This window comes from Thermus tenuipuniceus (genome assembly GCF_002964845.1).
In the GTDB taxonomy this organism is placed as follows: Bacteria; Deinococcota; Deinococci; order Deinococcales; family Thermaceae; genus Thermus; species Thermus tenuipuniceus.
The window spans coordinates 34616-58852 of record NZ_KZ672957.1 but is presented as its reverse complement, the minus strand read 5'-3'; the positions used below and the strand labels follow the sequence as shown (position 1 = coordinate 58852).

Annotated in this window: 21 protein-coding genes, 1 tRNA gene and 2 pseudogenes; 18 read left to right on the top strand and 6 right to left on the bottom strand. The window is 65.4% G+C overall.

Annotation, left to right across the window (positions count from 1 at the left end):
• Window positions 1-90 precede the first annotated feature (90 nt).
• From C2847_RS01020 to cimA, 6 genes and pseudogenes are all read left to right on the top strand, one after another.
• Window positions 91-663 (top strand): annotated as a pseudogene (locus C2847_RS01020) (NAD(P)-binding domain-containing protein); the annotation flags it as partial.
• Window positions 664-829: 166 nt separating this feature from the next.
• Window positions 830-2518, top strand: coding sequence for a biosynthetic-type acetolactate synthase large subunit (gene ilvB / locus C2847_RS01010; protein ID WP_105316632.1), 1689 nt, complete (start codon window positions 830-832; stop codon window positions 2516-2518).
• Window positions 2515-3027 (top strand): acetolactate synthase small subunit, encoded by a 513-nt coding sequence (gene ilvN, locus C2847_RS01005; RefSeq protein WP_015716745.1) that lies wholly within the window; start codon window positions 2515-2517, stop codon window positions 3025-3027. Before ilvB ends, ilvN begins: the two co-directional genes overlap by 4 nt.
• Window positions 3024-4037, top strand: coding sequence for a ketol-acid reductoisomerase (gene ilvC / locus C2847_RS01000; protein ID WP_105316631.1), 1014 nt, complete (start codon window positions 3024-3026; stop codon window positions 4035-4037). Before ilvN ends, ilvC begins: the two co-directional genes overlap by 4 nt.
• Before the next feature lie 56 nt (window positions 4038-4093).
• Window positions 4094-5596 (top strand): annotated as a pseudogene (locus C2847_RS00995) (2-isopropylmalate synthase); the annotation flags it as partial.
• Between the two features lie 95 nt (window positions 5597-5691).
• Complete coding sequence (gene cimA, locus C2847_RS00990) at window positions 5692-7275, top strand: citramalate synthase (RefSeq protein WP_105316630.1); 1584 nt, start codon at window positions 5692-5694, stop codon at window positions 7273-7275.
• On the opposite strand, the gene C2847_RS00985 is transcribed toward cimA, so the two are convergent.
• From C2847_RS00985 to C2847_RS00975, 3 genes are read right to left on the bottom strand one after another with little or no spacing between them, the layout of a single operon-like run.
• Complete coding sequence (locus tag C2847_RS00985) at window positions 7247-7780, bottom strand: Uma2 family endonuclease (protein ID WP_105316629.1); 534 nt, start codon at window positions 7778-7780, stop codon at window positions 7247-7249. The two genes, cimA and C2847_RS00985, sit on opposite strands and share 29 nt — an antisense overlap.
• A gap of 4 nt (window positions 7781-7784) precedes the next feature.
• Window positions 7785-8561, bottom strand: coding sequence for an ABC transporter permease (locus tag C2847_RS00980; RefSeq protein ID WP_105316628.1), 777 nt, complete (start codon window positions 8559-8561; stop codon window positions 7785-7787).
• On the bottom strand, window positions 8558-9580 hold the full coding sequence (locus tag C2847_RS00975; protein ID WP_105316627.1) for an ABC transporter ATP-binding protein: 1023 nt from the start codon (window positions 9578-9580) through the stop codon (window positions 8558-8560). Before C2847_RS00975 ends, C2847_RS00980 begins: the two co-directional genes overlap by 4 nt.
• Before the next feature lie 24 nt (window positions 9581-9604).
• On the opposite strand from C2847_RS00975, the gene C2847_RS00970 reads away from it, so the two are divergent.
• Genes C2847_RS00970 through bshB1 form a run of 3 tightly spaced genes read left to right on the top strand, consistent with a single transcriptional unit; the run spans window position 9605 to window position 11679 of the window.
• Window positions 9605-10387 (top strand): ABC transporter permease, encoded by a 783-nt coding sequence (locus C2847_RS00970; protein WP_208619916.1) that lies wholly within the window; start codon window positions 9605-9607, stop codon window positions 10385-10387.
• Window positions 10388-10397: 10 nt separating this feature from the next.
• Window positions 10398-11003, top strand: coding sequence for a glycerol-3-phosphate 1-O-acyltransferase PlsY (gene plsY / locus C2847_RS00965; protein WP_105316625.1), 606 nt, complete (start codon window positions 10398-10400; stop codon window positions 11001-11003).
• Entirely contained in the window at window positions 10996-11679 is a 684-nt protein-coding gene (gene bshB1 / locus C2847_RS00960; RefSeq protein ID WP_105316624.1) for a bacillithiol biosynthesis deacetylase BshB1, read from the top strand. Before plsY ends, bshB1 begins: the two co-directional genes overlap by 8 nt.
• Here bshB1 and C2847_RS00955 read toward each other — a convergent pair.
• A complete protein-coding gene (locus C2847_RS00955) occupies window positions 11676-12293 on the bottom strand; it encodes a uracil-DNA glycosylase (protein ID WP_105316623.1) in 618 nt (205 codons plus the stop codon). The genes bshB1 and C2847_RS00955 overlap by 4 nt on opposite strands.
• Window positions 12290-12658: a hypothetical protein gene (locus C2847_RS00950; RefSeq protein WP_003044617.1), complete on the bottom strand. Its 369-nt coding sequence runs from the start codon at window positions 12656-12658 to the stop codon at window positions 12290-12292. Before C2847_RS00950 ends, C2847_RS00955 begins: the two co-directional genes overlap by 4 nt.
• A 168-nt stretch (window positions 12659-12826) precedes the next feature.
• On the opposite strand from C2847_RS00950, the gene C2847_RS00945 reads away from it, so the two are divergent.
• The 9 genes from C2847_RS00945 to murJ all read left to right on the top strand — a co-directional run bounded on the left by C2847_RS00945 (window position 12827) and on the right by murJ (window position 21905).
• The gene (locus C2847_RS00945) at window positions 12827-13966 is read left to right on the top strand and encodes a hypothetical protein (protein WP_105316622.1); all 1140 of its coding nucleotides are present in this window, start codon (window positions 12827-12829) and stop codon (window positions 13964-13966) included.
• A gap of 4 nt (window positions 13967-13970) precedes the next feature.
• Window positions 13971-14570, top strand: coding sequence for a hypothetical protein (locus C2847_RS00940; protein WP_105316621.1), 600 nt, complete (start codon window positions 13971-13973; stop codon window positions 14568-14570).
• A gap of 7 nt (window positions 14571-14577) precedes the next feature.
• Window positions 14578-15816: a histidinol dehydrogenase gene (gene hisD, locus C2847_RS00935; RefSeq protein ID WP_105316620.1), complete on the top strand. Its 1239-nt coding sequence runs from the start codon at window positions 14578-14580 to the stop codon at window positions 15814-15816.
• A complete protein-coding gene (locus tag C2847_RS00930) occupies window positions 15813-16610 on the top strand; it encodes a helical backbone metal receptor (protein ID WP_105316619.1) in 798 nt (265 codons plus the stop codon). Before hisD ends, C2847_RS00930 begins: the two co-directional genes overlap by 4 nt.
• A 341-nt stretch (window positions 16611-16951) precedes the next feature.
• Entirely contained in the window at window positions 16952-17962 is a 1011-nt protein-coding gene (locus C2847_RS00925; protein WP_341865784.1) for a S8 family serine peptidase, read from the top strand.
• A 35-nt stretch (window positions 17963-17997) separates the two neighbouring features.
• The gene (locus C2847_RS00920) at window positions 17998-19149 is read left to right on the top strand and encodes an LCP family protein (protein WP_105316617.1); all 1152 of its coding nucleotides are present in this window, start codon (window positions 17998-18000) and stop codon (window positions 19147-19149) included.
• A gap of 17 nt (window positions 19150-19166) precedes the next feature.
• Window positions 19167-19254: transfer RNA gene (locus C2847_RS00915), tRNA-Leu, on the top strand.
• Window positions 19255-19297: 43 nt separating this feature from the next.
• Window positions 19298-20428, top strand: a complete 1131-nt coding sequence (locus tag C2847_RS00910) for a PDDEXK family nuclease (RefSeq protein WP_105316616.1) — start codon at window positions 19298-19300, stop codon at window positions 20426-20428.
• The gene (murJ, locus tag C2847_RS00905) at window positions 20418-21905 is read left to right on the top strand and encodes a murein biosynthesis integral membrane protein MurJ (RefSeq protein ID WP_105316615.1); all 1488 of its coding nucleotides are present in this window, start codon (window positions 20418-20420) and stop codon (window positions 21903-21905) included. The genes C2847_RS00910 and murJ overlap by 11 nt, the downstream gene beginning before the upstream one ends.
• Here murJ and C2847_RS00900 read toward each other — a convergent pair.
• Window positions 21856-24237 carry a tetratricopeptide repeat protein gene (locus tag C2847_RS00900; RefSeq protein WP_105316614.1) on the bottom strand — a complete coding sequence of 794 codons (2382 nt, stop codon included), beginning with the start codon at window positions 24235-24237 and terminating at the stop codon, window positions 21856-21858. The genes murJ and C2847_RS00900 overlap by 50 nt on opposite strands.

The window sequence follows — 24237 nt, the reverse complement described above, 5'->3', positions numbered from 1 at the left end:
GCCCTAGCACAGCAAGTTGGACCGCTGGCCTCCCCCTTCGGGGGAAAAGCATTGTTTATGCGGGGTATTCAGGAGGTGCAAGTTTTGAGGAACCCTAACCGCCTAGGGGTGCCGGGGGAGGACCTGCCGCACGTGCTGTACCGTTACGAGGAGGCAGCCCCCTTCTTCGGCCGCAAGATGGCGGTGGTGGGGGGAAGCAACTCCGCGGTGGAGGTGGCCTTGGACCTGTACCGGGGCGGAGCCCAGGTGGCCTTGGTCCACCGGGGCAAGTGGGTGCGCCCCAGCGTGAAGTACTGGCTTCTTCCCGACTTCGAGAACCGGGCGAAGGAGGGAAGCATTCTGGCGGTGATGGAGGCCAGGGTAAAGGCCATTACCCGGGAAGGCCTCGTCCTGGAAAGACCCCAAGGGGATGAGTTCTTGGAGGCCGACTTCGTCCTGGTCCAGATTGGCTACCGGGCGGAAGACCATCTCCTTAGGGGGGCCGGGGTGCGCTACGAGGGGGAGAAACCCTGGCTTTCCCCGGAATGGGAAACCTCGCGCAAGGGGCTCTTCGCCATCGGCTCCAGTGCCTTTGGGCCGGACACCCGCACGGTGTTTATCGAAAACGGCCGGGAGCACGCACGGGTGGCCATAGCCGCCATCGCCCGCCGCCTGGGCTCTTGACACCCTTCACAAAGGGGGCTAGGATAAAGCCCAAGATGCGCTTCGGCCTCGTCCTATCCCTAGGCCTGGTCCTAATCGTAGGGCCGGCGGGGGGTAGGGTGTAGCGTTGTAGGGCGCATCCAAAACCCCCCGGAGAACCCGGGGGGTTTTGGTTTAGGAGGGGGAGATGAAGGGAGCGGAGGCACTTTTGAAGGCGCTGGAGCGGGAAGGGGTGGAGGTCATCTTCGGCCACCCGGGTGGGGCCATCATGCCCACCTACGACGCCCTGTATGACAGTCCCATCCGCCACATCCTGGTGCGGCACGAGCAGGGGGGAGTCCACGCCGCCACCGCCTATGCCCGGGCCTCGGGCCGGGTGGGGGTGGTGATGGCCACCAGCGGTCCCGGGGCTTTGAACCTGGTGACCGGCCTGGCGGATGCCTTCATGGACTCCACCCCGGTGGTGGCCATCACCGGGAACGTCCCCCGGGCCTTGATCGGTACCGACGCCTTCCAGGAGGCGGACGTCACCGGGGTGACCATGCCCATCACCAAGCACAACTACCTGGTGCAGGAGGTGAACGACATCCCCCGGGTGGTGCGGGAGGCTTTCCACATCGCCTCCAGCGGGAGGCCGGGGCCGGTGCTGATCGATCTGCCCAAGGATGTGCAGCTGGCGGAATTCGCCGGTACCTTTGACGTGGAGCTGGACCTTCCCGGTTACAAACCCACCACCAAGGGCCACCCCAAGCAGATCGAACGGGCCCTGGATGCCCTGGAAAAGGCGGAAAGGCCCATCCTCATGGTGGGGGGTGGGGCCCAGCACGCCCACGGGGAGTTTCTGGCCTTTGCCGAGCGGACGGGGATCCCCGTGATCACCACCCTCATGGGCCTGGGGGCCTTCCCGGGGAACCACCCCCTTTGGCTGGGGATGCCGGGAATGCACGGCACCGTGGCCGCCAACCGGGCCATCCACCATGCGGATGTGATCCTGGCCATCGGTTTGCGCTTTGATGACCGGGTTACGGGGAAGGTTTCCCGCTTTGCTCCCCACGCCCACACCATCATCCACGTGGACATCGACCCCGCGGAGATCGGTAAGGTGGTGCGCACCCACATTCCCATCGTGGGGGATGCCCGGCAGGTCCTGCGGGAACTCCTGAAGGGGGCCAAGCCCCTGAAGCTGGCCGCCTGGTGGCGGCAACTGGAGGAGTGGCGCACCCGCCACCCCTTGCGCTGGAAGCCTAAGCCTTACCTGCAAAGCCAAGAGGTCATCAAGGCCTTCGCCGAGGCCACGGGGGGGCATGCCATCGTCACCACCGGGGTGGGGCAGCACCAGATGTTCGCCGCCCAGTTCTTCCCCGTGGCCCGGCCCAGGAGCTTCATCACCTCGGGGGGGCTTGGCACCATGGGGGTGGGCCTGCCCTTCGCCATCGGGGCCAAGGTGGCCCGGCCCGAGGAGCTGGTCATCGACTTTGACGGGGATGGCTCCTTCCAGATGACCCTGCAGGAGCTGGCCACCTTGGTCAAGTACAAGCTGGATGTGAAGGTGGTGGTTCTGAATAACGGCTATCTGGGGATGGTGCGCCAGTGGCAGGACCTCTTCCACGCCCGGCGCTACTCCGAGGTGTATCTGGCGGACTCCAACCCCGATTTCGCCCGCCTGGCAGAGGCCTACGGCATCAAGGGGGTCAGGGTGGAGCGCAAGGAGGACCTCATGAAGGGGGTGGAGGCGGTCTTGAACGCCGATGGCCCCGTGGTGGCCGAGTTCAAGGTCTACCACGAGGAAGGGGTCTTCCCCATGATCCCTGCTGGAGGGGCTGCGGAGGACATGATCCTCGAGCACCCGGCGGAAAGGGAGGAGGTGGAGGCGTGAGGCACGTGATCTCGGTCTTGGTGCAGGACCACCCCCGGGTCTTGAACCGCATCACGGGCCTTTTCGCCCGCCGGGGCTTCAACCTGGAGAGCCTGGCGGTGGGGACCACCCACGTGCCGGGGCTTTCCCGCATCAGCCTGGTGGTTTCCGGGGACGACCACACCCTGGAGCAAGTGGAAAAACAGCTGAACCGCCTGATTGAGGTCTTGAAGGTCACCGACCACTCCGAGCCCCACGTGGAGCGGGAGTTAGCCTTGGTGAAGGTCCACGTGGCGGGGGTGGAGGAGAGATTGGCGGTGAAGGACATCCAGGAGGCCTTCCGGGCCCGGGTGGTGGACGTGGCCCAGAAGAGCCTGATCCTGGAGCTCACCGGGGACTCCAAGAAGATAGACTCCTTCATCGAGGCCCTAAGGCCTTACGGGATCCTCGAGGTCATGCGCACCGGAGCGGTGGCCATGAGCCGAGGGGAGCGTACCCTCAAGGTCAGGGAAAAACGGGAGGCGGTATGAAGATCTACTACGAGCACGACGCGGACCTAGGCTTCATCCAAGGCAAGAGGGTGGCGGTGCTGGGCTTCGGCTCACAAGGGCACGCCCACGCCCTTAACCTCAAGGACTCGGGGGTGGATGTGCGGGTGGGCCTTAGGCCGGGGTCTAAAAGCGCCGCCAAGGCGGAGGCCATGGGCCTTAGGGTCCTTTCCGTGGCCGAGGCGGTACGGGAGGCGGACATCGTCATGGTCCTCCTCCCCGATGAGACCCAGGGGAAGGTCTACCGGGAGGAGGTGGAGCCCAACCTGAAGGAGGGGGCGGCCTTGGCCTTTGCCCACGGTTTCAACATCCACTTCGGTCAGATCAAGCCCAGGAGGGACCTGGACGTGTGGATGGTGGCCCCCAAGGGCCCTGGCCACCTGGTGCGGAGCGAGTACGTGAAGGGAAGCGGGGTGCCGGCTCTGGTGGCCGTGCACCAGGACGCCTCGGGTTCGGCCTTCCCCACCGCCTTGGCCTACGCCAAGGCTATAGGGGCGGCCCGGGCGGGGGTCATCCCCACCACCTTCAAGGACGAGACGGAAACCGACCTCTTCGGGGAGCAGGCGGTGCTGTGCGGGGGGCTTACCCGGCTCATCCAGGCGGGGTTTGAAACCCTGGTGGAGGCGGGCTACCCTCCGGAGATGGCCTACTTTGAGACCGTGCACGAGGTGAAGCTGATCGTGGACCTCATCTACGAGGCGGGCTTTGCCGGGATGCGCTACTCCATCTCCAACACCGCGGAGTACGGGGACTACACCCGGGGGGAGGTCTCGGTGCCGGTGGAGGAGACCAAGCGGCGCATGCGGGAGATCCTCCGGCAGATCCAGTCCGGGGAGTTCGCCCGGGAGTGGATGCTGGAAAACCAGGTGGGCCAGCCGGTCCTGGAGGCGAACCGCAAGCGCTGGAAGGCGCATCCCCTCGAGGAGGTGGGGGCGAGGCTTCGGGCCATGATGCCCTTCCTGCGGGCAAGGGTATTGGAGGAGGTAGGCTAGCTTGGGCAAAAAGGCCCCCCGGGTGGGGGGCCTGGTGCGTTTTTAGGGAGGGAGAAATGGAGAGGCACATCCGCATCTTTGACACCACGCTTAGGGATGGGGAGCAGAGCCCAGGGGTGGCCCTTTCCCTGGACCAGAAGCTGGAGATCGCCCACGCCCTGGCCCGGCTCAACGTGGACATCATCGAGGCGGGCTTCCCCGTATCCGGGCCCTTGGAGTTTGAGGCGGTAAGGCGGATCGCTGAGGAGGTAAGGGGCCCCATCATCGCTGCCCTGGCCCGCACCCACACCCTGGACATCGACCAAGCGGCCAAAGCCCTGGAGCGGGCGGAGAAACCCCGTATCCACGTCTTCACCTCGGCTTCCAAGATCCACCTGGAGCACATGCTGAGGAAGACCGAGGAGGAGGTCCTGGAGATGGCGGACCGGATGGTCCGCTACGCCCGGCGCTACGTGGATGACGTGGAGTTTAGCGCCCAGGACGTGATGCGGGCGGACTGGGAGTTCGTGAAAGGGCTCTACGAGGTGGCCATCGAGGCCGGGGCCACCACGGTCAACATCCCCGACACCACGGGCTACGGCACTCCTGGGGAGTACGGGGCCCTCATCCGCCGTATCCGCGACGAGGTGGTGCGGGGCCGGGACGTGATCATCTCCACCCACACCCACGACGACCTGGGCCTGGCCACGGCCAACGCCCTGGCGGGGATCGAGAACGGGGCGGGGCAGGTGGAGTGCACGGTGAACGGCATCGGGGAGCGGGCGGGGAACACCTCCTTGGAGGAGGTGGTCATGGCCCTTTACGTGCGCCGGGACTGGTACAAGGCCAAAACCCAGATCAACACTCGGGAGATCTACCGGGTCTCCCGCCTGGTGGAGCGCTACACCGGCATGCCCGTGCCCCCCAACAAGGCCATCGTGGGGGACAACGCCTTCGCCCACGAGTCGGGGATCCACCAGGATGGCGTCCTGAAGCACCGCTCCACCTACGAGATCATGGACGCCGAGCTTATCGGCCGGCGCCCCGCGGTGATCGTGCTGGGCAAGCACTCCGGGCGGGCGGCCTTCAAGAAGGCCCTCGAGGACCTGGGCTATAAGGACCTTACGGAGGAGCAGCTTAAGGTGCTCTTCTCCCGCTTCAAGGAGATCGCCGAGAAGAAAGGACCTTTGTCCGCCGAGGAACTTCAGGCCCTGGTGGAAAGCGAACGGGGGCCCGCTTCCCAATTCTTCGCCCTGGAGCACGTGCAGTTCTTCTCGGGCTCCGGCCTCCTGCCCACGGCCACGGTGAAGGTGAGGACCCCGGATGGGGAAAGGGTGGCCACGCACACCGGGGATGGGCCGGTGGACGCCGTGTACAAGGCCATCCAGGAGGCCATCGGCCTCAGGCCCGAGCTGGAGCTCTACCGGGTGGAGGCCATCACGGGTTCCACCGAGGCCCTGGGCCAGGTGACGGTGAGGCTCCGCCTGGGGGAGCTCCAGGCGGTGGGGGTGGGGGTATCCCCCGACATCATTGAGGCCTCGGCCCTGGCCTTCCTGGACGCCGCCGGCAAGCTGGCCAGCNCCGGGGGGGGGGGTCCCAAAGCCAGGATTGCCCCTTCTCGCCCTTTGCCCATGGAGCAACCCTGGCCTAGGGCTTGGGGCTTTGGGGAGAAGCCATGGTGGAGATCCTAGACACCACCCTAAGGGACGGAACGCAAGGGGAGGGCATCAGCCTTTCCGTGGACGACAAGGTGGCCATCGCCAGGCGCTTGGCGGCCTTTGGGGTGCACCTCATCGAGGGGGGTTGGCCGGGGTCCAACCCCAAGGACGCCGAGTTTTTCCAGCGCATGAGGGGGGTGGACCTGGGGGAGACCCGGCTGGCCGCCTTTGGAGCCACGCGGCGGAAGGGCCTTCTCCCCGAGGAGGATCCCTCGGTTCTGGCCCTCTTGGAGGCGGAAACCCCGGTGGTGGTCCTCTTCGGCAAGAGCTGGACCCTGCACGTGCTGGAGGCCTTGGAAACCACCTTGGAGGAAAACCTCCGCATGATCCAGGACACCGTAGCCTTCTTCGCCCGGCGGGGGAAGCGGGTGGTCTACGACGCCGAGCACTTCTTTGACGGGTACAAGGAGGACCCCCCTTACGTCCTGGCCACCCTCGAGGCGGCGGCCGAAGGGGGGGCGGACACCCTGGTCCTTTGCGACACCAACGGGGGCACCCTGCCCGAGGAGGTCTACGCCATCACCAAGGCGGTGGTGGAGCGCTTTCCCCACCTGCGGATCGGCATCCACCCCCATAACGACGCGGAGCTTGCCGTGGCCAACGCCCTGGCGGCGGTGCGGGCCGGGGCCACTCACGCCCAGGGCACCATCAACGGCTACGGGGAGCGGTGCGGCAACCTGAACCTGACCAGTTTCCTCCCCACCCTGGTCTTCAAGTACGGCGTCCCCGCCCTTCCCCCGGAGAGGCTAAAGGGGCTGAAGGAACTCTCCCACTTCCTGGACGAGAGGGCCAACCAGACCCCCAACCGCCGGGCTCCCTACGTGGGGGAGTCGGCCTTCGCCCACAAGGCGGGGGTGCACGTCTCCGCCGTCCTTAAGAACCCTCGCACCTACGAGCACATTCCTCCGGAGTGGGTGGGGAACAGCCGTCGCTTCCTGGTGTCCGATGTCTCGGGGCGTTCCAACCTCCTGGTCAAGCTCCAGGAGCTGGGGGTGGATCTTTCCAAGGAGGAGGCCAAGCGCTTGCTGGACGAGGTGAAGGCCCTGGAGTACGAGGGCTATGCCTTTGAGGGGGCGGAGGCCAGCTTCTACCTCTTGGCCCACCGCCTAAAGGGGGGAAGCCTGCCCTTCAGCGTGGAGGGGTTTTCCGTCTTCGTCCACGGGAGCGGTCTGGACACCGCCTGGGCCGAGGCCACGGTGCGGGTTAGGGTAGGGGAGGGCCTGCAGCACACCGCCGCCGAGAGCCCCTTTGGCCCGGTCTCCGCCCTGGACCGGGCTTTTCGCAAGGCGGTGTTGCAGTTTTACCCGGAGCTTGCCGATGTGGAGCTCACCGACTACAAGGTGCGCATCCTCTCTGGCCAGGAGGCGGGGACCAACTCCGGGGTGCGGGTGATGATCGAGATGAAGCGGAACGTGGAGCGCTTCGCCACCGTGGGGGCCAGCGAGAACATCCTCGAGGCCTCCTTGAAGGCCCTCACCGACGGTTACGCCTACGCCCTCCTTTACTCGAGCCTCAAGGAGACGGCGCCCAGGGCAGGCTGATCTCGGGGAAGGCCAAGGGGCTTACGGGCTCGGAAGGGGAGAGGAGGCGGATGGAGCGGTAGCGCCCCTCCCGGGGCTCCCGGTAGACCTCGAGGAGATTCTCCTTGAGGTTCACAAGCCATACCTCGGGGATTCCCGCCTCCGCATAGAGGGGAAGCTTCATCCCCCGGTCAAACTCTAAGGAGGTGTCCGCCACCTCTATGAGGAGAAGGACATCGGAAGCTTCGGGATGCTGGTCCTGGTACCGGTCCAAGGGGGGCTTGAGGACCAGGAGATCCGGCTCGGGCTCCGAGTCCGGGGGAAGGCGCAAGGGGTTCTGTACCGTTACCACCGCCTTGCCCCGCAAGTCCTCGTGCAAGAGGTCGTCCAGCCAGGCGACCATAAAGGCGTGTTTGGGACCGAGGGGGCTCATCTGGTAAACCTCTCCCCTTAAGAGCTCCACCCGGGGCACGTCCCGGAAGGCCCGTTCAAACTCCTCCACGCGGAAGCGGTAGCGGGTGGCCATACCCTCATGCTCCTTGGCCCGAGTAGTGCCTTAGCCCCATGCGCCACAAGAGCCGCCAGAGGAGAAGAAAGGCCACGCCCCAGAAGAGCATCGCCCAAACCCCCGGGAACAGATCCACCTTTTGCCCGGCCAGGAGGGCTGCGGGCAGGTAGACCAGGTAGGGGAAGGGGGTGAGGAGGGCCAGATTTCTTAGGGGCTCGGGGAAGACCTCGAGGGGGGCGATGGTGCCGGAGAGGAAGAGGTAGAGGAGGAAGAAGACCTCCTCCACCGCGGTGGCCCGCTCGCTCCAGAAGGTGAGCATGGCGGTGGTGTACTGCATCAGGTAGCGAAGCAAAAAGGCCAAAAGGGTGAAGAGAAGCCCCAGGAGGAAGGGGCCAGGTTCGGGCACAAAGCGGGCTTCGGGGAAGAGCCAGAAGAAGAGGAGGGTGAGGAGCACCACGAAGGGCAGCCGGGCCAGGCGCTCGGCCACGTGGGCCGCCAGGTGCTCAAAAAAGGGGTCCAGGGGCCTAAGAAGGCGGAAGGAAAGCCTGCCCTCCACCACGTCCCGCTCAAACTCCCACACCACCCAGACCACCGTGGCCTGGCGCACCAGGAAGACCATGAGGAAGTAACGGGCGAACTCCCCGGGATTGAGGGGGAAGGCCCCGCTTTGGGCGGCCTCCGTCCACACCCCGAGGAGGATCAGGGGCAAGGCCCCGGCCAGGGCCCAGAGGAAGAGCTCCGCCCGGTACTCCAGCATGTAGGCCAGGTAGACGGCGAGGAGGGTTTTGGCTTTCCTCATGCCTCCTCCAGGGCGGGGGTTTCGCTCAGCCCCGAAGGGGCGATCTTGTATACTCGGGCGATGACCTCTTCCAAAGGAGCTTCCCGTACCTCGAGGTCCTCCACGGGAAGCCTTTTCAGGATCTCCGCCACCCTTTCCGTAAGCTTTTCCCGGGGCACCAGAAGCCGGGCCTTTAGGCCCTCGAGGTCCCTGACCTCCCCGAAGGCCAGGAAGGCTTCCCTGGGAAGGGGCTGGGCCAGGGTGAGCCCCACCTCCCGGTAGGGGGCGAAGCGTTCCAGAAGCCCTGCCAGGGGTCCATCGTAGAGAAGCCTTCCCTGGTGGATCACCAAGACCCGTTCCGCCAGGGCGGCGATGTCCGCCATGTAATGGCTGGTGAGGAGGACCGTGGCCCCGTAGCGCCGGTTGTACTCCCGGATGAACTCCCGCACCGCCACCTGGGCGTTCACGTCCAGGCCCAGGGTGGGCTCGTCTAGAAAGAGCACCTCCGGGCGGTGGAGAAGGGCCGCCAGAAGCTCGGCCTTCATCCTTTCCCCCAGGGAGAGCTTGCGCACGGGCTGGTGGAGCTTATTCGTTAGGGAGAGCATTTCCGAAAGCTCCGAAACCCGCTTCCGGAACTCCCCCTCGGGGATATCGTAGATGGCGGCGTTGAGGCGGAAGGTGTCCAGGGCGGGCAGGTCCCAGATGAGCTGCTGCTTGTTGCCCATCACCAGGGTGATCTTTTTCAAGAAGGCCTTTTCCCGCCGCCAGGGAATGTGCCCTGCCACCACCGCCTGGCCCCGGGTGGGGTGGATCAGGCCGGTGAGCATCTTCAAGGTGGTGGTCTTGCCCGCCCCGTTGGGGCCCAGAAAGCCCACTACCTCGCCCCTTGCGATTTGGAAGCTCACCCCTTCCACCGCCTTTACCGTGCGGTACTGGCGCAGGAGAAAGTGGCGCAGGGTGGCGAGGAGGCTTTCCTCCTTCAGGGCCACCCGGTAGTGTTTGGTGAGGTCCTGGGCAAGAATGATGGGTTCCGCCGACACCCCTATAGTCTACCCTGTGGTCTAATGTTCCCTGTGCGGTACCTGAGGGTTTTCCTGCTTTTCCTTCGCCTCAGCCTGGCGGCGGAGATGGAGTACCGGCTCAACTTCCTCCTGGGCCTTCTCTCCTCGGCCCTGACCCTTCTTGGGGCCCTGTTCGGTCTGGTGCTCCTCTACCAAGGAGGGTACCGGCCCGGAGGGTGGGCCTTTGAGGAGGCGCTTTTGGTCCTGGCGGCTTTCACCCTTCTCCAGGGCCTGGGGAGCACCCTTCTGGCCCCAAACCTCAACAAGATCGTGGAGCACGTGCAGCAGGGCACCCTGGACTTCGTGCTCCTCAAGCCCTTGGACCCTCAGTTCTGGCTTTCGCTACGGGCCTTTTCCCCTTGGGGGTTAGGGGATTTCTTCCTGGGGTTCGGCCTTCTCCTCCACGCGGGGGTGCGCCTGGAGCTCGGACCCTGGGACTACCTGGCCTTCACCGGGTACTGGGTGCTGGGGGCCTTGATGCTCTATAGCCTCTGGTTCCTCCTGGCCACCACCAGCATCTGGTTCGTGAAGATCTACAACGTCACCGAGGTCCTTAGGGGGCTACTGGAGGCGGGCCGGTTTCCCGTGGGGGCCTATCCGGCCTTGTACCGGGTCTTCTTCACCTTCGTGGTGCCCGTGGCCTTCCTCACCACCGTGCCCGCCGAGGCCGCCCTGCAAAGGGGGGAGGTTCCCCTTCTCGCCTCGGTCCTCGCCCTTTTCCTCTTCCTCCTTTCCCGGGGGTTTTTCCGCTTCGCCTTAAGGGGTTACACCTCGGCGAGCAGTTAAAATCCCCCCTATGGGGTCGGTGCTTTTGGCTTTGCTGGTGGCCTACCTCTTCGGCTCCATACCCGCCGGGGTTCTGGTGGCCAAAACCTACGGGGTGGACCTCCGCAAGGTGGGTTCGGGCAACATCGGGGCCACCAATGTTCTGAGGGCCTTGGGGCCAGGGCCCGCCTTGGTGGTGGCCTTCTTTGATGTCTTTAAGGGTGGGATTGCCGTCTTGATCGCCCGGGCGGTGGGGATTGAGGGGGCGCTCCTGGGCGGGGTGGCGTTGGCCGCGGTGCTGGGCCACAACTACTCCCTGTTTTTGGGGTTTAAGGGAGGGAAGGGGGTGGCCACCAGCTTCGGCACCCTCCTCTTTCTGGACCCCATCCTGGCCCTGTGGGCCTTTCCCATAGGGGTATCCGTGATGCTCCTCACCCGGTACGTGTCTGCGGGGAGCATGACCGGGGGAGTGGCGGCCACGGTTTTGGCCCTGGCCCTTTCCCGTCCCCTTTGGGAGGTGGTCACCGTGGGCCTTATGGCCCTCCTCATCTTCTGGACCCACCGGGATAACCTGAAGCGGCTCCAGTCGGGCACGGAGAGGCGGCTTGGGGAGAGGGCAGAGGTGCGGGATGCTTGACCTCCTGGTCCTTGCTCCTCATCCCGACGACGGGGAGTTGGGGTGCGGGGGGACCCTGGCCCGGGCCAAGGCGGAGGGGCTCAGCACGGGGATTTTGGACCTCACCCGGGGGGAGATGGGCTCCAAGGGCACACCGGAGGAGAGGGCGAAGGAGGTGGAGGAGGCAAGCCGCATCCTGGGCCTGGACTATAGGGGCAACCTGGGCTTGCCGGATGGGGGGCTTGGGGATGTGCTGGAGCAACGCCTTAAGCTTGCCCAGGCCTTGAGGCAGCTTAGGCCCCGCATCGTCCTCGCTCCCCTCGAGGCCGACCGCCACCCCGACCACACTGCGGCGAGCCGCCTGGCGGTGGCGGCGGTGCACCTGGCAGGCCTCAGGAAAGCCCCCCTCGAGGGGGAGCCCCACCGGGTGGAGCGGCTTTTCTTCTATCCCGGAAACCACCCCTTTACTCCCAGTTTCCTGGTGAAGATCTCCGCCTTCATAGATCAATGGGAGCGGGCGGTGCTGGCCTACAAGAGCCAGTTTTCCGGGGAGGGGGTGAGCGAGACCGTGGGGCCCAAGGGGGTGGAGGCCAGGAAGGCCATGCGCCGCTACTTCGGCAACCACCTGGGGGTGGACTACGCTGAGCCCTTCGTAAGCCCCTTGCCCATCCTCTACACTCCCTGGAGCCGGGCTTAAAAGAGGGGTTCCTGGCTTACCGCCTTCACCTGGCGGCGTTCCTTCGGGGGAAGGGCATCCAGGGCCCGCTTCACCTCCTGTATGTCCAGCCAGGTGAGGTGCTTGGGGCTTCCCGGGGTGCGGCTGGGGTTTCGCAGGAGGTAGGCGGGGTGGAACATGGGAAAGACCCGGATCCCGTGCCACTCAAACCACTGCCCCCGTACCTTGGTGATGGAAACTTTCTCTCCCAGGAAGAACTCCGCGGCCACCGCCCCCAAGGGGACGATGATCTGGGGGGCGATGAGCTCAATCTGCTTCAGGAGCCATTTGTCGGTGCAGACCTTGGCCTCGTCGGGCAAGGGGGCGCGGTTATTTGGGGGGCGGCACTTGACGATGTTGGTGATATAGACCGATTCCCGGGGGATGCCGGCGGCCTCGAAGATCCTGTTCAGAAGTTGTCCCGCCTTCCCCACGAAGGGGCGGCCCGTCTTGTCCTCCTCCTCCCCGGGGCCTTCCCCCACGATCATGAGCTGGGCGTCGGGGTTGCCTTCCCCGAAAACCACCTGGGTGCGGCCTTCCGCCAGGCGGCAGGCGGTGCAGGCCCTGGCCTGGGCTTGTAGAAGTTCCAGGGTCATTGCAGGGGTTTCCGGGCCTTCCTGGCCTCCCGCCGGGTCTTGGGGTCCAGGCCGATCATGAGGAAGAAGTTCTCCAGGGCGTTTTCCTGGCCCTTGATCTCCGGGTACTGGTCCTCCGGGGTGCCGGTGACGAAGGGCAGGGACTTGTAAAGCTCCAGGGCGTACTGCACCACGGCTTCCGGCCCCTCGGCCTCGGCTACCTCGGCCAGCTTGGCGTAGACCTCGCGCCGGGCTTCCGCATGGCGGCGGAAAACCTCCGGATTCGGCGTTTCCGGCGCCCGGAGAACGTCCTGCTTGGCGATGCGGCGGTAATGCTTCAAGCCTCGAACGATCTCCTCCGTGGTCAGCGTGATCTTGAACTCCATCCCCGCTCCTTTCCGGCCTAAGGGCCCTACCTTTGGGAGAATTATATAGCCGGAAGGAAGGGCAAAGCCAGGTAAAGGGCGACCCTTGGCAAGGCCCAGGGCTGGGCGGATTTGCTTCCTTGGGGACCTCGAGGGCCAGCGTAGGTTAAAGTGGCTATACTTGTAGGGATGGAGGTTTTGGGTAACTATTGGCTGCGGCGCATTCTTGCCCGTATTGCTTCCGTGGTCGTTTACGAAGGCCAGGATACCCACACCGGGATGCCGGTGATGGTGCTCAAGGGAGCCCAGGGAACGCCAGTTTTGGGGGAAGGAGGGCTTCCCCTTTTGGAGGAAACGCCGGAGGCCTGGGTGCTGGAGTGGCCCATCGGGGCGGTTCCCTTAAGCCAGTACCTGGGGGTGGCGGATCTGGAGCGCCTGGAGCATTGGGTAAGGGAGATGGCCCGTATTCTGGCGTCCTTGAAGGCCCAGGGGGTGTCCCATGCCCCCATCCCCGAGCTTTGCCTAGTGAAGGGCAAGCGGGTGTGGCTGGCCGGGGTGGGGCTTAAGGAGCTTTCCGGGGAGCCGGAGAAGGCCCTCGCCGCTTTGGCTCGAGCCTTGGCCGGGGAGCGCTATCCCGAGTTTCCCTTAAGGGAAATCTTGGAAAGGATTGAGGCTAAGGAGGACCCCCTGGAGGTTCTTTTCTCCGAGCCCGCCCATGCCCATGGTGTACAGGAGGCCAAGGCCCTGACCCCGGAGACCCCTGGCCAGGAAGCTCAGCCCCTCCAGGATGCCTCCTCCAAGCCTGAGGAGGAGCTCAGGCTCCCTTCCTCCTCGCGGAAGGTGCTGAGCGTGGATCCTGTTTCCGAACCCCTGGAGGGCCAGGAGGTTTCTCCGACCAAGGAAACCACGCCCCCCGAGGGCAAGACCCCAAGCCGGCCCCGGGTCATCCGCATCGAGGAGCCCGAGGAGCCTTCCTTTACCGTGGTGGAACCTCCGCGGCCCAGAAGGCGGTCCTTGCTTTTGGGGCTTCTGGGTGCCGTGGTGCTTTTGGGTCTGGCCCTTTTGCTCCTTCGCCCTTCCTCCACTTCCGGAGGGGGATACGTGATGGAGTTCCGCACCGATCCTCCCACGGAGCGGGCGGAGGTGTTTCTCCTCGAGGTGCCGGAGGGTTCCAGGATGACGCCCGGCCAGCTGCTCCTCACCGCTCCAGGCCGGGTGGAGTTTGACCAAAAGGGGGTATACCGCTTGCGCATCCGGGTGGCGGGCCGCGATCCCGTGGACTATCTCCTGGAGGTGCCGGGTCCGCCTCTGGTCATCAAGGTACGCTAAGGCCATGACCGAGCACCCCGCCGTTTACGTGTACCGTTACTTCTTCGCCGGGGAGGAGGCGGGGGAGGGCAGGTTGGAGGTGCGCCCCCTGCCGGAAGGGGGCGTGAAGGCCACCCTCACCGCCGAGGTGAACCTGCCCCTGCCCAAGACCCGCCAGCGCTGGCAGACGGAAATGGACGCCGAGGGCTTCTCCCTGTACTTTGCCGAGCGGGTGGAGGGGCGGGAGAGCCGGGTCTTCACCGTGGAGAGGCTGGAGGAGGAAGGGGTGGTGCTGGTCACCCAGGGCAAGGAGAGCGTGGCCCTGCCCTTCGTGGCCCCCTACCACGACCCCCTCTCCCTCCTCCTGGCCCTGCCCCGCCTGGCCCTGGAGCCGGGAGGGGTGGCCCGCTTTCCCATGCCCGGGGGGCGGGTGTATGTGGAAAGGCTTGCGGACCTCGAGGTGAACGGGCGCAGGCGCTGGCATTACCGCCTGCGCCCGGGGCTTACCCTGATTGAGCTGGAGGAAGGGCTTCCCGCAAGGATGGCCCAGCAGGTGCAGGACCATGTGTTTGAGGCGGTGCTCGAGGGGGTGGAGGAAGTGAAAAGGCGCCGCCGCTGGGTATAGTGGAGGCATGATCTACCGCGCGGAGGAGGTGAGGGAGCGCTTCGCCCGTCGGGGCCTTTCCTTTGACCCCACGGTGGAGGAAATCGTGCGGGGTATCTTGGCCGCGGTACGGGAGGAAGGGGATGTGGCCTTGGACCGCTTCAGCCTGGATCTGGACGGCCACCCCGTGGAGGAGATTCCCAAGAAGGCCTGGCGCCAGGCCTACGAGGATCTGGACGAGGAGCTCAGGGACGCCCTGGAGACCGCCAAGGAGCGCATAGAGGCCTTCTATCGGGAAGAGGCCAAGGGGGGATTTTTGAAGGCGGATGCCAGCGGCCTTCTCGGCCAGCTGGTCCGCCCCCTTTCCCGGGTGGGGGTGTACGTTCCCGGGGGGAGCGCCCCCCTTCTTTCCAGCCTACTCATGAGCGTGGTGCCCGCCAAGGTGGCCGGGGTGGCGGAGGTGATTGTGGCCAGTCCCCCAAGGGTCCACCCTGGGGTGCTGGCTGCCGCCTGGGTGGCCGGGGCGGACCGGCTTTTCGCCATGGGCGGGGCCCAGGCCATCGCCGCCCTGGCCTACGGCACCAAGCGGGTTCCCCGGGTGGACAAGATCGTGGGGCCGGGCAACGCCTACGTGGTGGCGGCCAAGCGGCAGGTGTTCGGCACCGTGGGGTTGGATGGTCTGGCGGGACCCACGGAAACCCTTATCATCGCCGACGGTTCCGCCTCTCCTAGGCTTCTCACTGCCGACCTCCTGGCCCAGGCGGAGCACGGTCCCGACTCCGAGCCCTGGCTCCTCTCTCCCGATCGGGCCCTCCTGGAGAGGGTGGAGGCGGAGCTCTCCCGCCAGCTGGAGGGCCTGCCTCGGGCGGAGATCGCCAAGAGGGCTTTGGAGCGAGGAGGCCTGGTGCTCACCCAGGACCTCGAGGAGGCCCTGGAACTGGCCAACCTCTACGCCCCCGAGCACCTTTGCCTGGCCCTGGCGGATCCCCTGCCCTGGCTGGGAAGGGTGCAAAACGCTGGGGGAGTCTTCCTGGGGGAGGGTAGCCCCGAGGCCCTGGGGGATTACATCGCCGGGCCCAGCCACGTGATGCCCACCTCGGGCACCGCCCGCTTCCAGGGGGGGTTGGCGGTGCGGGACTTCCTGAAGGTGATCCCCGTGATGGGCCTGAGCGAGAACGCGGTGAGGGACCTGGCTCAGAAAGGGGCGCTTCTTGCCCGGGCCGAGGGCCTCGAGGCCCACGCCCGTTCCCTGGACCTTAGGCGATGAAGCTCTTTCACGAGATCCTGGGCCTCGTGGAGCTTCCTGACCGGCTGGAGCGCATCGTCAGCCTGGCTCCCAACGTGACCGATGCCCTTTTCGCCCTGGGGGTGGGGGAGAGGGTTTTGGGCCGAAGCGCCTTCTGCCACCGCCCAGCAGAGGTCCTCTCCTTGCCGGTTTTGGCCTCCTACACCAGGACCCGCACCGAGCTTCTGCGGAGCCTGAAGCCCGATTTGGTCCTTCTCTCCACCGGGGTGCAGCGGGAGCAGGCCCTTAGGCTTAAGGAGGAGGGCTTTCCCGTCTACGCCCTTCCCCTGCCCCTAAGCCCCTACGGCATCCTGGAAAACCTCTCCACCCTGGGGCACCTTTTGGACCTGGAGGAAAGGGCCACGGAGCTTGCCCACCGGCTGGCCGAGCGCTATGGCCGGCTTAAGGGGCGGTTTGACCTGAAGGTTTACTTTGAAATGGACCTGGGCGGGCCCATCACCGTGGGCCGGGGGAGCTATATCGCCCAGGCGCTTCTGCACCTGGGGCTTAGGCCCATCTTCCTGGATGTGCCCCAGGCGTATTTCCCGCCGGACCTCGAGGAGGTGAAGCGCCGCAAGCCTGACCTTTTCCTTTACGAGCCCAAGCCCTGGGGCCGGCATCCCCTGGAGAAGGCCCGGACCCTGGCCAGGGAGAGGGGTTGGGACCTCCCCGTGGTGGCCACGGATGGGGACGAGCTGGCCCACTACGGGCCCATGTTCTTCGCCTTCCTGGAGAAGCTGGCGGACCGGGTGGCGGAAACCTTAGGCGAAGCTTAAGGGAGCCCAAGGCCTGGGCATGTAGAGTAGGGAACATGAACCGGGTTTTCTTCCTGGCCCTCCTTGCGGCCACGGCCCTTGTCCTTACCGCTTGTCCCCAAACTTCCCCACCGCCGCCTCCACCTGCAAGTGGTTGTACTCCCAGGCTCACGGGATTATCGGTGCAAGGTACCTCAAAAAAAGCCTTGGTTAGGCCTGCTGGTCTGGGTGACTTTGATGCTCCCCATGTTCCTGGGGAAGTCCTGGTGTTGCCTGGTGGGCTTGACCCTCTCGCGATAAGTGCCCGAGTCGCGGACACGAAGGTTTTGGAAGGGGTGCCTAGGAGCTTCGTGCGGGTGAGGGTGCCCAAAGGTCAAGAGCTACTCAAAGCAAGGGAACTTTTGAAAGCAGGGGTAGCGTATGTCCAGCCTAACTATCTTTACCAAACCTTGAGAATACCCGACGACCCCCTATATCGCCAAAACCAAAGGATCTCGCTGGAAACCCTCTTGGGTTTGGAAGCAGCTTGGAGTGTATACAACGGGGATCCGGAGTTGATTATAGCTGTCACCGACACAGGCTATCAGGCTCATGAGGATATGGGTCGATGGTATTTGCCCCAAGGGCAAATGCTGGACGTATCAAACAATGACACCGATCCCACGGACGACCTACCGGCTTTTTCCGCTAAAAACCATGGTTTAGAGGTGGCCTCAGTGCTGGGAGCTTCCACCAACAATGGTCAAGGAATGGCGGCTGTCGCTTGGGCTGGTAAGGTTTTGCCCCTGAAGGTTGCCAACTCGCAGAGCGGAGAAATCACCACAACTTCTTTGGCGCAAGCAATTGGGATAGCTACTGATTTGGGGGCTAAGGTGATCAATATTTCGCTGGGCAGCGAAGCAAGTGATAAAGTTTTGGAAAACGCCATTTTGGATGCAAGGAACCGTGGAGTAACGGTGGTTGCTGCGGCAGGTAACGACGGACGCGATGGCATCCTTTACCCGGCCCGATCTTCCGCCGTCATCTCCGTGGGTTCGGTGGATAACGACCGCACCAAGTCTTCTTTTTCGAACTGTGGCCCTGAGCTGGACTTAGTGGCTCCTGGTAGGGGCGTGGTTGTCGTTCTGCCTAACGATGACTATGGCCAAGCTTCAGGCACATCCTTTGCCAGTCCAATGGTTGCGGGTGTGGCTGCTCTTTACATAGGTAGGTACCACGCGCTTAAAGGGGTTTGGCCAAGCCCGGACCAGGTATATGCCTGCCTTACGGGAACCGCGGAGGACCTGGGCCCGGTGGGGAAGGACGACGAGTACGGCTTCGGTCTGGTGCGCGCGGACCGGGTGATGACGGACACCACCTACTGCTTCCCCTAACCGGTCTCACCTTGGGGGACGTAAACTAGGCCTTCGTGCGGCGGTACCTCCTTCTTTTCCTGGGGCTTGTCCTTCTGGGCCTGGCCTTCTGGGCCTACCCCCTTCTGGGCCCCGTGGTGCGGCACGGGGCCCTGCCAGCCCCCGAGGGGTTGAAGGCCCCCCTCACGGTGCTGGTTTACGGCTCCAGCCCCGAGTACTCCGGCTACCACCGAAGGGCTCCGGAGCGCTTCCGGGGCCTGGCCGACACCATCCTCCTGGTGCGCCTGGACCCTGGGGCAGGTCGGGTGGTGGTCCTTTCCATTCCCCGGGACGTTTGGGTGAACCTCCCCGGTTACGGCTGGCACAAGGTGAATGCGGCAAGCCCCCTAGGGGGCCCGGACCTGATGAAGGAGGCTGTGGCCCGCATCACCGGGGTGCAGGCGGACCGGTACGTGGTGGTGAGCACGGAAGCCCTGCGCCGGGGGGTGGACGCCTTAGGGGGGGTTAGGGTCTGCGTGGAAAAGCCCATGCGCTACCGGGACACCGCCGCGGGCTTGGACATTGATTTAAAGCCGGGGTGCCAGGTGCTGAACGGGGAGCAGGTGGAGGGTTACCTGCGTTTCCGCAAGGATGCCCTGGGGGATATCGGGCGGATCCAGCGCCAGCAGGCTTTCTTTCACGCCCTGAAGGAGCAGGTACTTTCCCCTTCCGGGTTACTCCGCCTGCCCCGTGTGGTGGCGGCGGTGGAGCCCTACTTCCAAACCGACCTTCCCCGCGAGGAAAAGGGAGCCATCCTGGGCTTCGCCATGAAGCAGCCCCACCTGGTAAGCCTCCTTTTGCCGGGAAACTTCGGGGGAGGGGGGTGGAACGTGGACCAGGAGGCCCTGCGGCAGCTTTTGGCGGTGTACTTTGATGGGGAGACGCTGGGGGAGAAGGGGGATCTTAGGGGGCGGCTGGTGGCCCTGGTCTATGGACCCGGGCAGGAGGCCCTGGTGGAAAAAGCCCGCACGAGGCTAAGGGAGCTGGGGCTGAGGGTGATCCTCCACCCGGTGGACCTGCCTCCTTCCCGCACGGAAGTGTTGGAAAACGGGCCCGGTCTCCTGGCCCAGGCCTTGGGGGAGGCCCTGGGGGTGCCCTACCGCATATCGGGGGAGGCGGTTTTGGGGGCGGACCTCACCCTAAGGCTTGGCGGAGACGTTCCCCTTTAGTAGCATGGAAGGCGCCCGCCGGGGTGGCGGAACGGTAGACGCTGCGGACTTAAAATCCGCTGGGGGGTTACCCCCGTACGGGTTCGAGTCCCGTCCCCGGCACCAGAGGGGCCCCGGGTTTCCCGGGGCTTAACCTTTAACCCTTGATATGCTTAGCTTCGTGGGCGTTCTCACCCGCTATTTGGAAAAGTCCATGGCCCAGGCCCGTTACGACCTCCTGGGCCCTGGCCGTTTTGTGGCCGAGCTTCCCGAGCTGGGCCTGCGCGTGGAAGCTCCTCACCTCGAGGCCGCCCGGGAGAGTCTGCAGGAAGCTTTGGAGGCCTGGCTTTTGGATACCCTGCGCTCAGGCCTTACCCCGCCGGGTCTGGAAGGAGTGGAGGATCCCGTGCGCACCCGTTTCCTGGCCCTGACCCGGGAGATCTGGCGGCTTTTGAGGGAGCCCGGGGAGGGGGAGGGGGGGAAGACTGGGGCGGTTCCCGCCTCGTCCAGCCGTGTGCAGGAGCCCTCGAGGGCGAAAAAGGCACCTTCGCTGGAGGAATGGCTGAAGGGCCTGGGCATCCAGGTGGTGAAGAAGCCCCAGGAAGATGCTTTGCCCGAAGGGCAAACAGATTTGCGTAAGCAAGCGGAGGAGAAGGAGAAGGTCCTGACGCGCCTGGCCCTGTTCCTGGGGGACCGCTACCCCAGCCTGGAAAAGCTTTACGAGCGCCTTAAGCAAAGCCTTTCCACCAAGCGCCAGTTTGAGCTTTCCCTTTCCGAGGCCTCCCAGGAGGAGATCGCCAACTCCACCCAGTTCTGCACCATGCTGAAGCAGTACGCCCTCCTCACCTCGTACCACTACAAGAGCGAGGAGCGTCGCATCCGGGCCAAGGCCAGCACGGAAGGATGGGTGCAGAACTTCCTCACCGGGGGCTGGCTGGAGCGGTACGTGGCGGAACGGCTTCGCCGGTTTCTTCGCTCGCGGAACCTGGCCCACGAGGTGGCGGTGGGCTACCAGGTCACCCTGCCCAACGGGGACACCATGGAGCTGGATGTGCTCCTCAGGGTGGGGGAGCGCTTCTTCTGGTTTGAGGCCAAGACGGGGGACTTCCAGGCCCATATCGCCAAGTATGCGGGGCTGAAAAAGGTCCTAGGGCTTTCCGCCAGGGAAAGCTTCCTGGTGATCTTGGGTATGGACAAGGCCCGCGCCAAGGAGCTTTCCGCCCTTCATGGGCTCACGGTGGTCAACCAGGCAAACTTCTTGGACGTCTTCCAGGAGGTGCTGGAGGGGAATGCTGCGTAAGGTCCTCCTGGTCATGGGGGGCACCCTGGCCTCGAGGGTCTTGGGCCTGGTGCGCCAGGCGGTCTTCAACGCCCTGTACCCCGATGCCCTCAAGGATGCCTTCAACGTGGCCTACCGGGTGCCGAACCTCCTCCGGGAGCTTTTGGCCGAGGGGGCGGTGCAAAACGCCCTCATCCCCCTCCTGAAGAACCTGCCCGAGGAGGAGGCCCGGTCCTTTGCCCGGCGCTTTGGGGCGTTTCTCTTCGGGGTGAACCTCTTGGTCCTGGGCCTGGGTTATCTCTTGGCTCCCTGGGTGGTGAACCTGCTGGTGGCCCAGGAAAGCCACCTCCGGCAGGGGGAGGCCTTGGGGCAGGTGGTCTACCTCACCCGGCTTCTCTTGCCCTTTCTCCTGGGCATCTCCATGGCTGCCCTCTTCTCCGCTCTTCTTCAGGCGGAGGAGCGCTTCCTGCCCTACGCCCTGGGACCCATCGCCTTCAACCTGGTGGCCATCGGCTTCATGGCCCTCTTCCCCGGGGACCCCACCTTCCTGGGGCTTTCCGTGGCCCTGGGAGGGCTGGTCCAGGCCCTGGTGCAGATTCCCTTCCTCAAGGGCTATGCCTTGGAGTGGCGCTGGCACCGGGCCTTTGCCCCGGCCCTGCTCCGGATGGGGCCCTTCGCCTTCACCACCTCCTTGCGCCAGTTTCTCAACCTGGTCCTGACCCACATCCTCACCCGCTACCCCCCGGCGGCGGTAACGGGGTTCTACAACGCCGAGGTGGTCTTCCAGATGGTCCTGGGGCTTTTCGCCACCTCGCCCGCCATCGCCCTTTTCCCCCGGATGAGCGCCCTTAAGGGCGAGGAGCTGGCCCGGTTCCTCGAGGGGCCCCTGCGGCGGCTTTCCCTGCTCTTGGCCCTTCTGGGAGGGCTCCTCACGGGCCTGGCGCCTTATGTGGTGATCCTTCTCTTTGGCCTCTTTGGACCCTTAAGCCCGGAAAACCGCCACTACAGCGCCCAGGTGCTTGCCGCCATGGGCTTGGCCGTGTTTCCCTGGGGGGTGAACACCCTTCTCCTGCGGGGCCTTTACGCCCTGGGTCGGGTACGGGAGGCGGTGCTTGCCAGCGCCCTGGTCTTCCTCGCCAACACCCTGGGGTACTGGCTCCTGCGGGAGGCGGGCCTTTTCCTCCTGAACTTGGCCACGGCCCTGGCGGGGTATTTGGGGCTTTTCCTCTACCTCCGCCTTCTCGCCAGGGAGGGGGTGCGGCTGGGGTTTCTCCCCGGGTTCCTTGCGCGGGCCTTTCTGGCCGGGTTGCTGGCCGCCGTGCCTGGCCTAGTTCTTGCCGAGTTCCTGGTGGCCTGGGCCCCCCTGTCCGCCCTATTGCCCCTGGGTGTGGGAGGAGGCTTGGGCCTCCTCCTCTTTGCCGCCTCGGGGTGGGTCATGGGCCTGCCCCTTAGGGCCCTCCTCGCCAGAGGTCCTGCAGGCGGAAGTAAAGGGGCTTGAGCCTAAGGGCGAACGGGGGCGCTTCCCAGGTGGGCCAGCTAAAGCGAAGGGGCGGGGCGCCCGCCAAGAGGAGGCCGATGCCCCCTATGGGCACGGGTTCGGGGGCGTACCAGGCCAGGCGCTGGTTGGGGGCGCTGATGAGGATCATCCCCCAGGGGATACGGAGCTCCAAAAGCCCTTCCTCCCCCAGGGCGTAGTCCGCGGTGGGATCCCGGGCCCCTTCCGGGTCCTGCCCTCGCCGCAGCTGGCCCAGCTCGTAGACCCTCCGGGGGTAGTCGGTCCCGTCCCGGCCCGTGCGGCGGCGGTTGGGCTCAAGGAGGAAGGGTACGAAGGGGCCATCCCCGGGCTTGCTGGGCCCGCGGAAGAGGAGGAACTCCGTTCCCGGCAGGCCATGGTCCAGCTCCCGGAAGGGGTAGTAGCCCGCCTCGATGAGGAGCCTTCCCTCCTCGGGACCGATCTCCACGTAAAACTCCGCCCCGAAGCCCTCCGCCACCGGTACCCCCCCGGGGACGGTGTCCAGGTAGAGCCGCAAGGGGAGGGGCCCGCGGTAGAGGAGCCAGAGGTACTCGGGGTCGGCGTGGGCCTTGAGGAAGCGGCCCTCCTCCCGCAGGAGGAAGGGCACCCCTTCCCACTTCTCCCCCTTTCCGTCCAGGCGAAAGCCCCCTTGGGCGGTGGCCGCCAGGAGGCCGTAGTTCTCCTCGGGGTCCAGGAGGTTGTGCCAGAAGGGGTCGCTCTCCGGCGCTTCCCAGTCCATAAAGAGCCAGTTGCGCTTAAACCACTCGTCTAGTAGGGCAAAGACCAGGCTCCCCGCCAGTCCCGCGGCCTCGATCTCCGCCACCAGGCGGGCTACGCCCTCCGCTTGCGCCTCTTCCGAGTGGCCCCCGTGGTGCAGACCCTGGGGCTGGAAGTGGGCGATACCCCGGCTGCTGGGGAGGCCGATCTCGCCGATCAGCACAGGCTGATCCTTGTGGTGGGCTTTGAGGTCCAGGAGGTAGCCGAAGTAGTTGGAAGGACCAAAAGGGCCTTGGGCCTCCCGGTACCGCGGGTCCAGGTTCATGAAGTCCGGATAGTAAGGGTAGGCGTGGTAGTTGGCGAAGGTGGTCACGGGGCTTCCCGGACGGGGGCGGATGAGGGCCATGTCCAGGCTGACTTGGTCGTTGTTCAGTTCCTTAACCCCGTCCTCGGGCACACGTTCTCCCCGGGCACGCCGGAGCGCGGCTTCCTCTGCCCGCGTGCTTTCCGTGGGGTGGAAGAGGGGGTCCAGGGTGGGCCAGTTGCTCACGGAGAGGGGGCGTACCGTGCCGTAGGCCTCCCACTCGTAGGTGGCGAGGCGGTCTAGGACCTCGGCCAAATAGGCCTCAAAAGGGCTGGCCCCCGGGGAGGCCTCGAGGAACCTTCCCCGGTAGGTGCGCCCCGGGTGGCGCTGGTTGTAGGCCTCCACCGAGTAGGGTTCAAACTCCCGCCCCACCAAGAGGCCCAAGACCCAGGGGGAGACGTCCGCGGTGTAGTCCCCGTGGGCGTGCCCTGGGCGGGGGGGACGGCGGAGGTTGCCGTGGAGGGCGTCCAAGACCTCGCGCCCCTCCAGGAGGAACTTCTCCAGGAAGGGGCCTTCCCAGTCCCCATACCCCTCGTCCTCAGGGAGCTCCGTCCACACCCCTTGGAAGAGGTAAAGGGGGCGGTCCTTGTGCAGCCGATTGTGCCCCTCGAGGGCCCGGTAGAAGGCGGGGGGCAGGAGGGTGTAGGTGCGCACCGCGTTGGCCCCCATGGCGGAGAGCAGTTCCAGCCAAGCCCGGTACAGGGCCTCCTCCTCCGGGAACTCCGCGGGAAAGCGCCCGGGCAGGGCCACCCCCAGGTTGACCCCCCGGACCTGGAAAGGGGTATCCCCAATCCAGAACCGTCCCTTTTCCGCCCGGAAGGGGGGTGGGGTTTTGCGGGCCTTGGGGGCCGGGGGAGGGGGTGGGGGAAGGCTCGTTAGGATATCCTCCGCCTCCCGGTAGCCCTGGCGCAGGGCCCAGTCCAAGGCGCTCCGGGCTCCTTCCAAATCGCCCAAGGCCCTGAGGGCGAGGCCGAAGCCGTAAAGGGCTTCCGGACCCCCCTTCAAGGTGCCCACCAGACGGCTGAAGAGGAGGAGCGCTTCGGAAAGTTGGCCCAGACGGTACTGGGCGAACCCCGAAAGGAGGAGGGCTTCCTCGGGGGGGTCATGGCCCTCGAGGAGGGGCTTTAGGGTTTCCAGGACAACCTCCATCCGCCCTGCCCCATAGTGGGTGCGGGCTTCCTCCAAGGGGGCGGCCAGGGCCAGCCCCAGGGCGAGGAGCGCTCCGAGAAGGCGCAT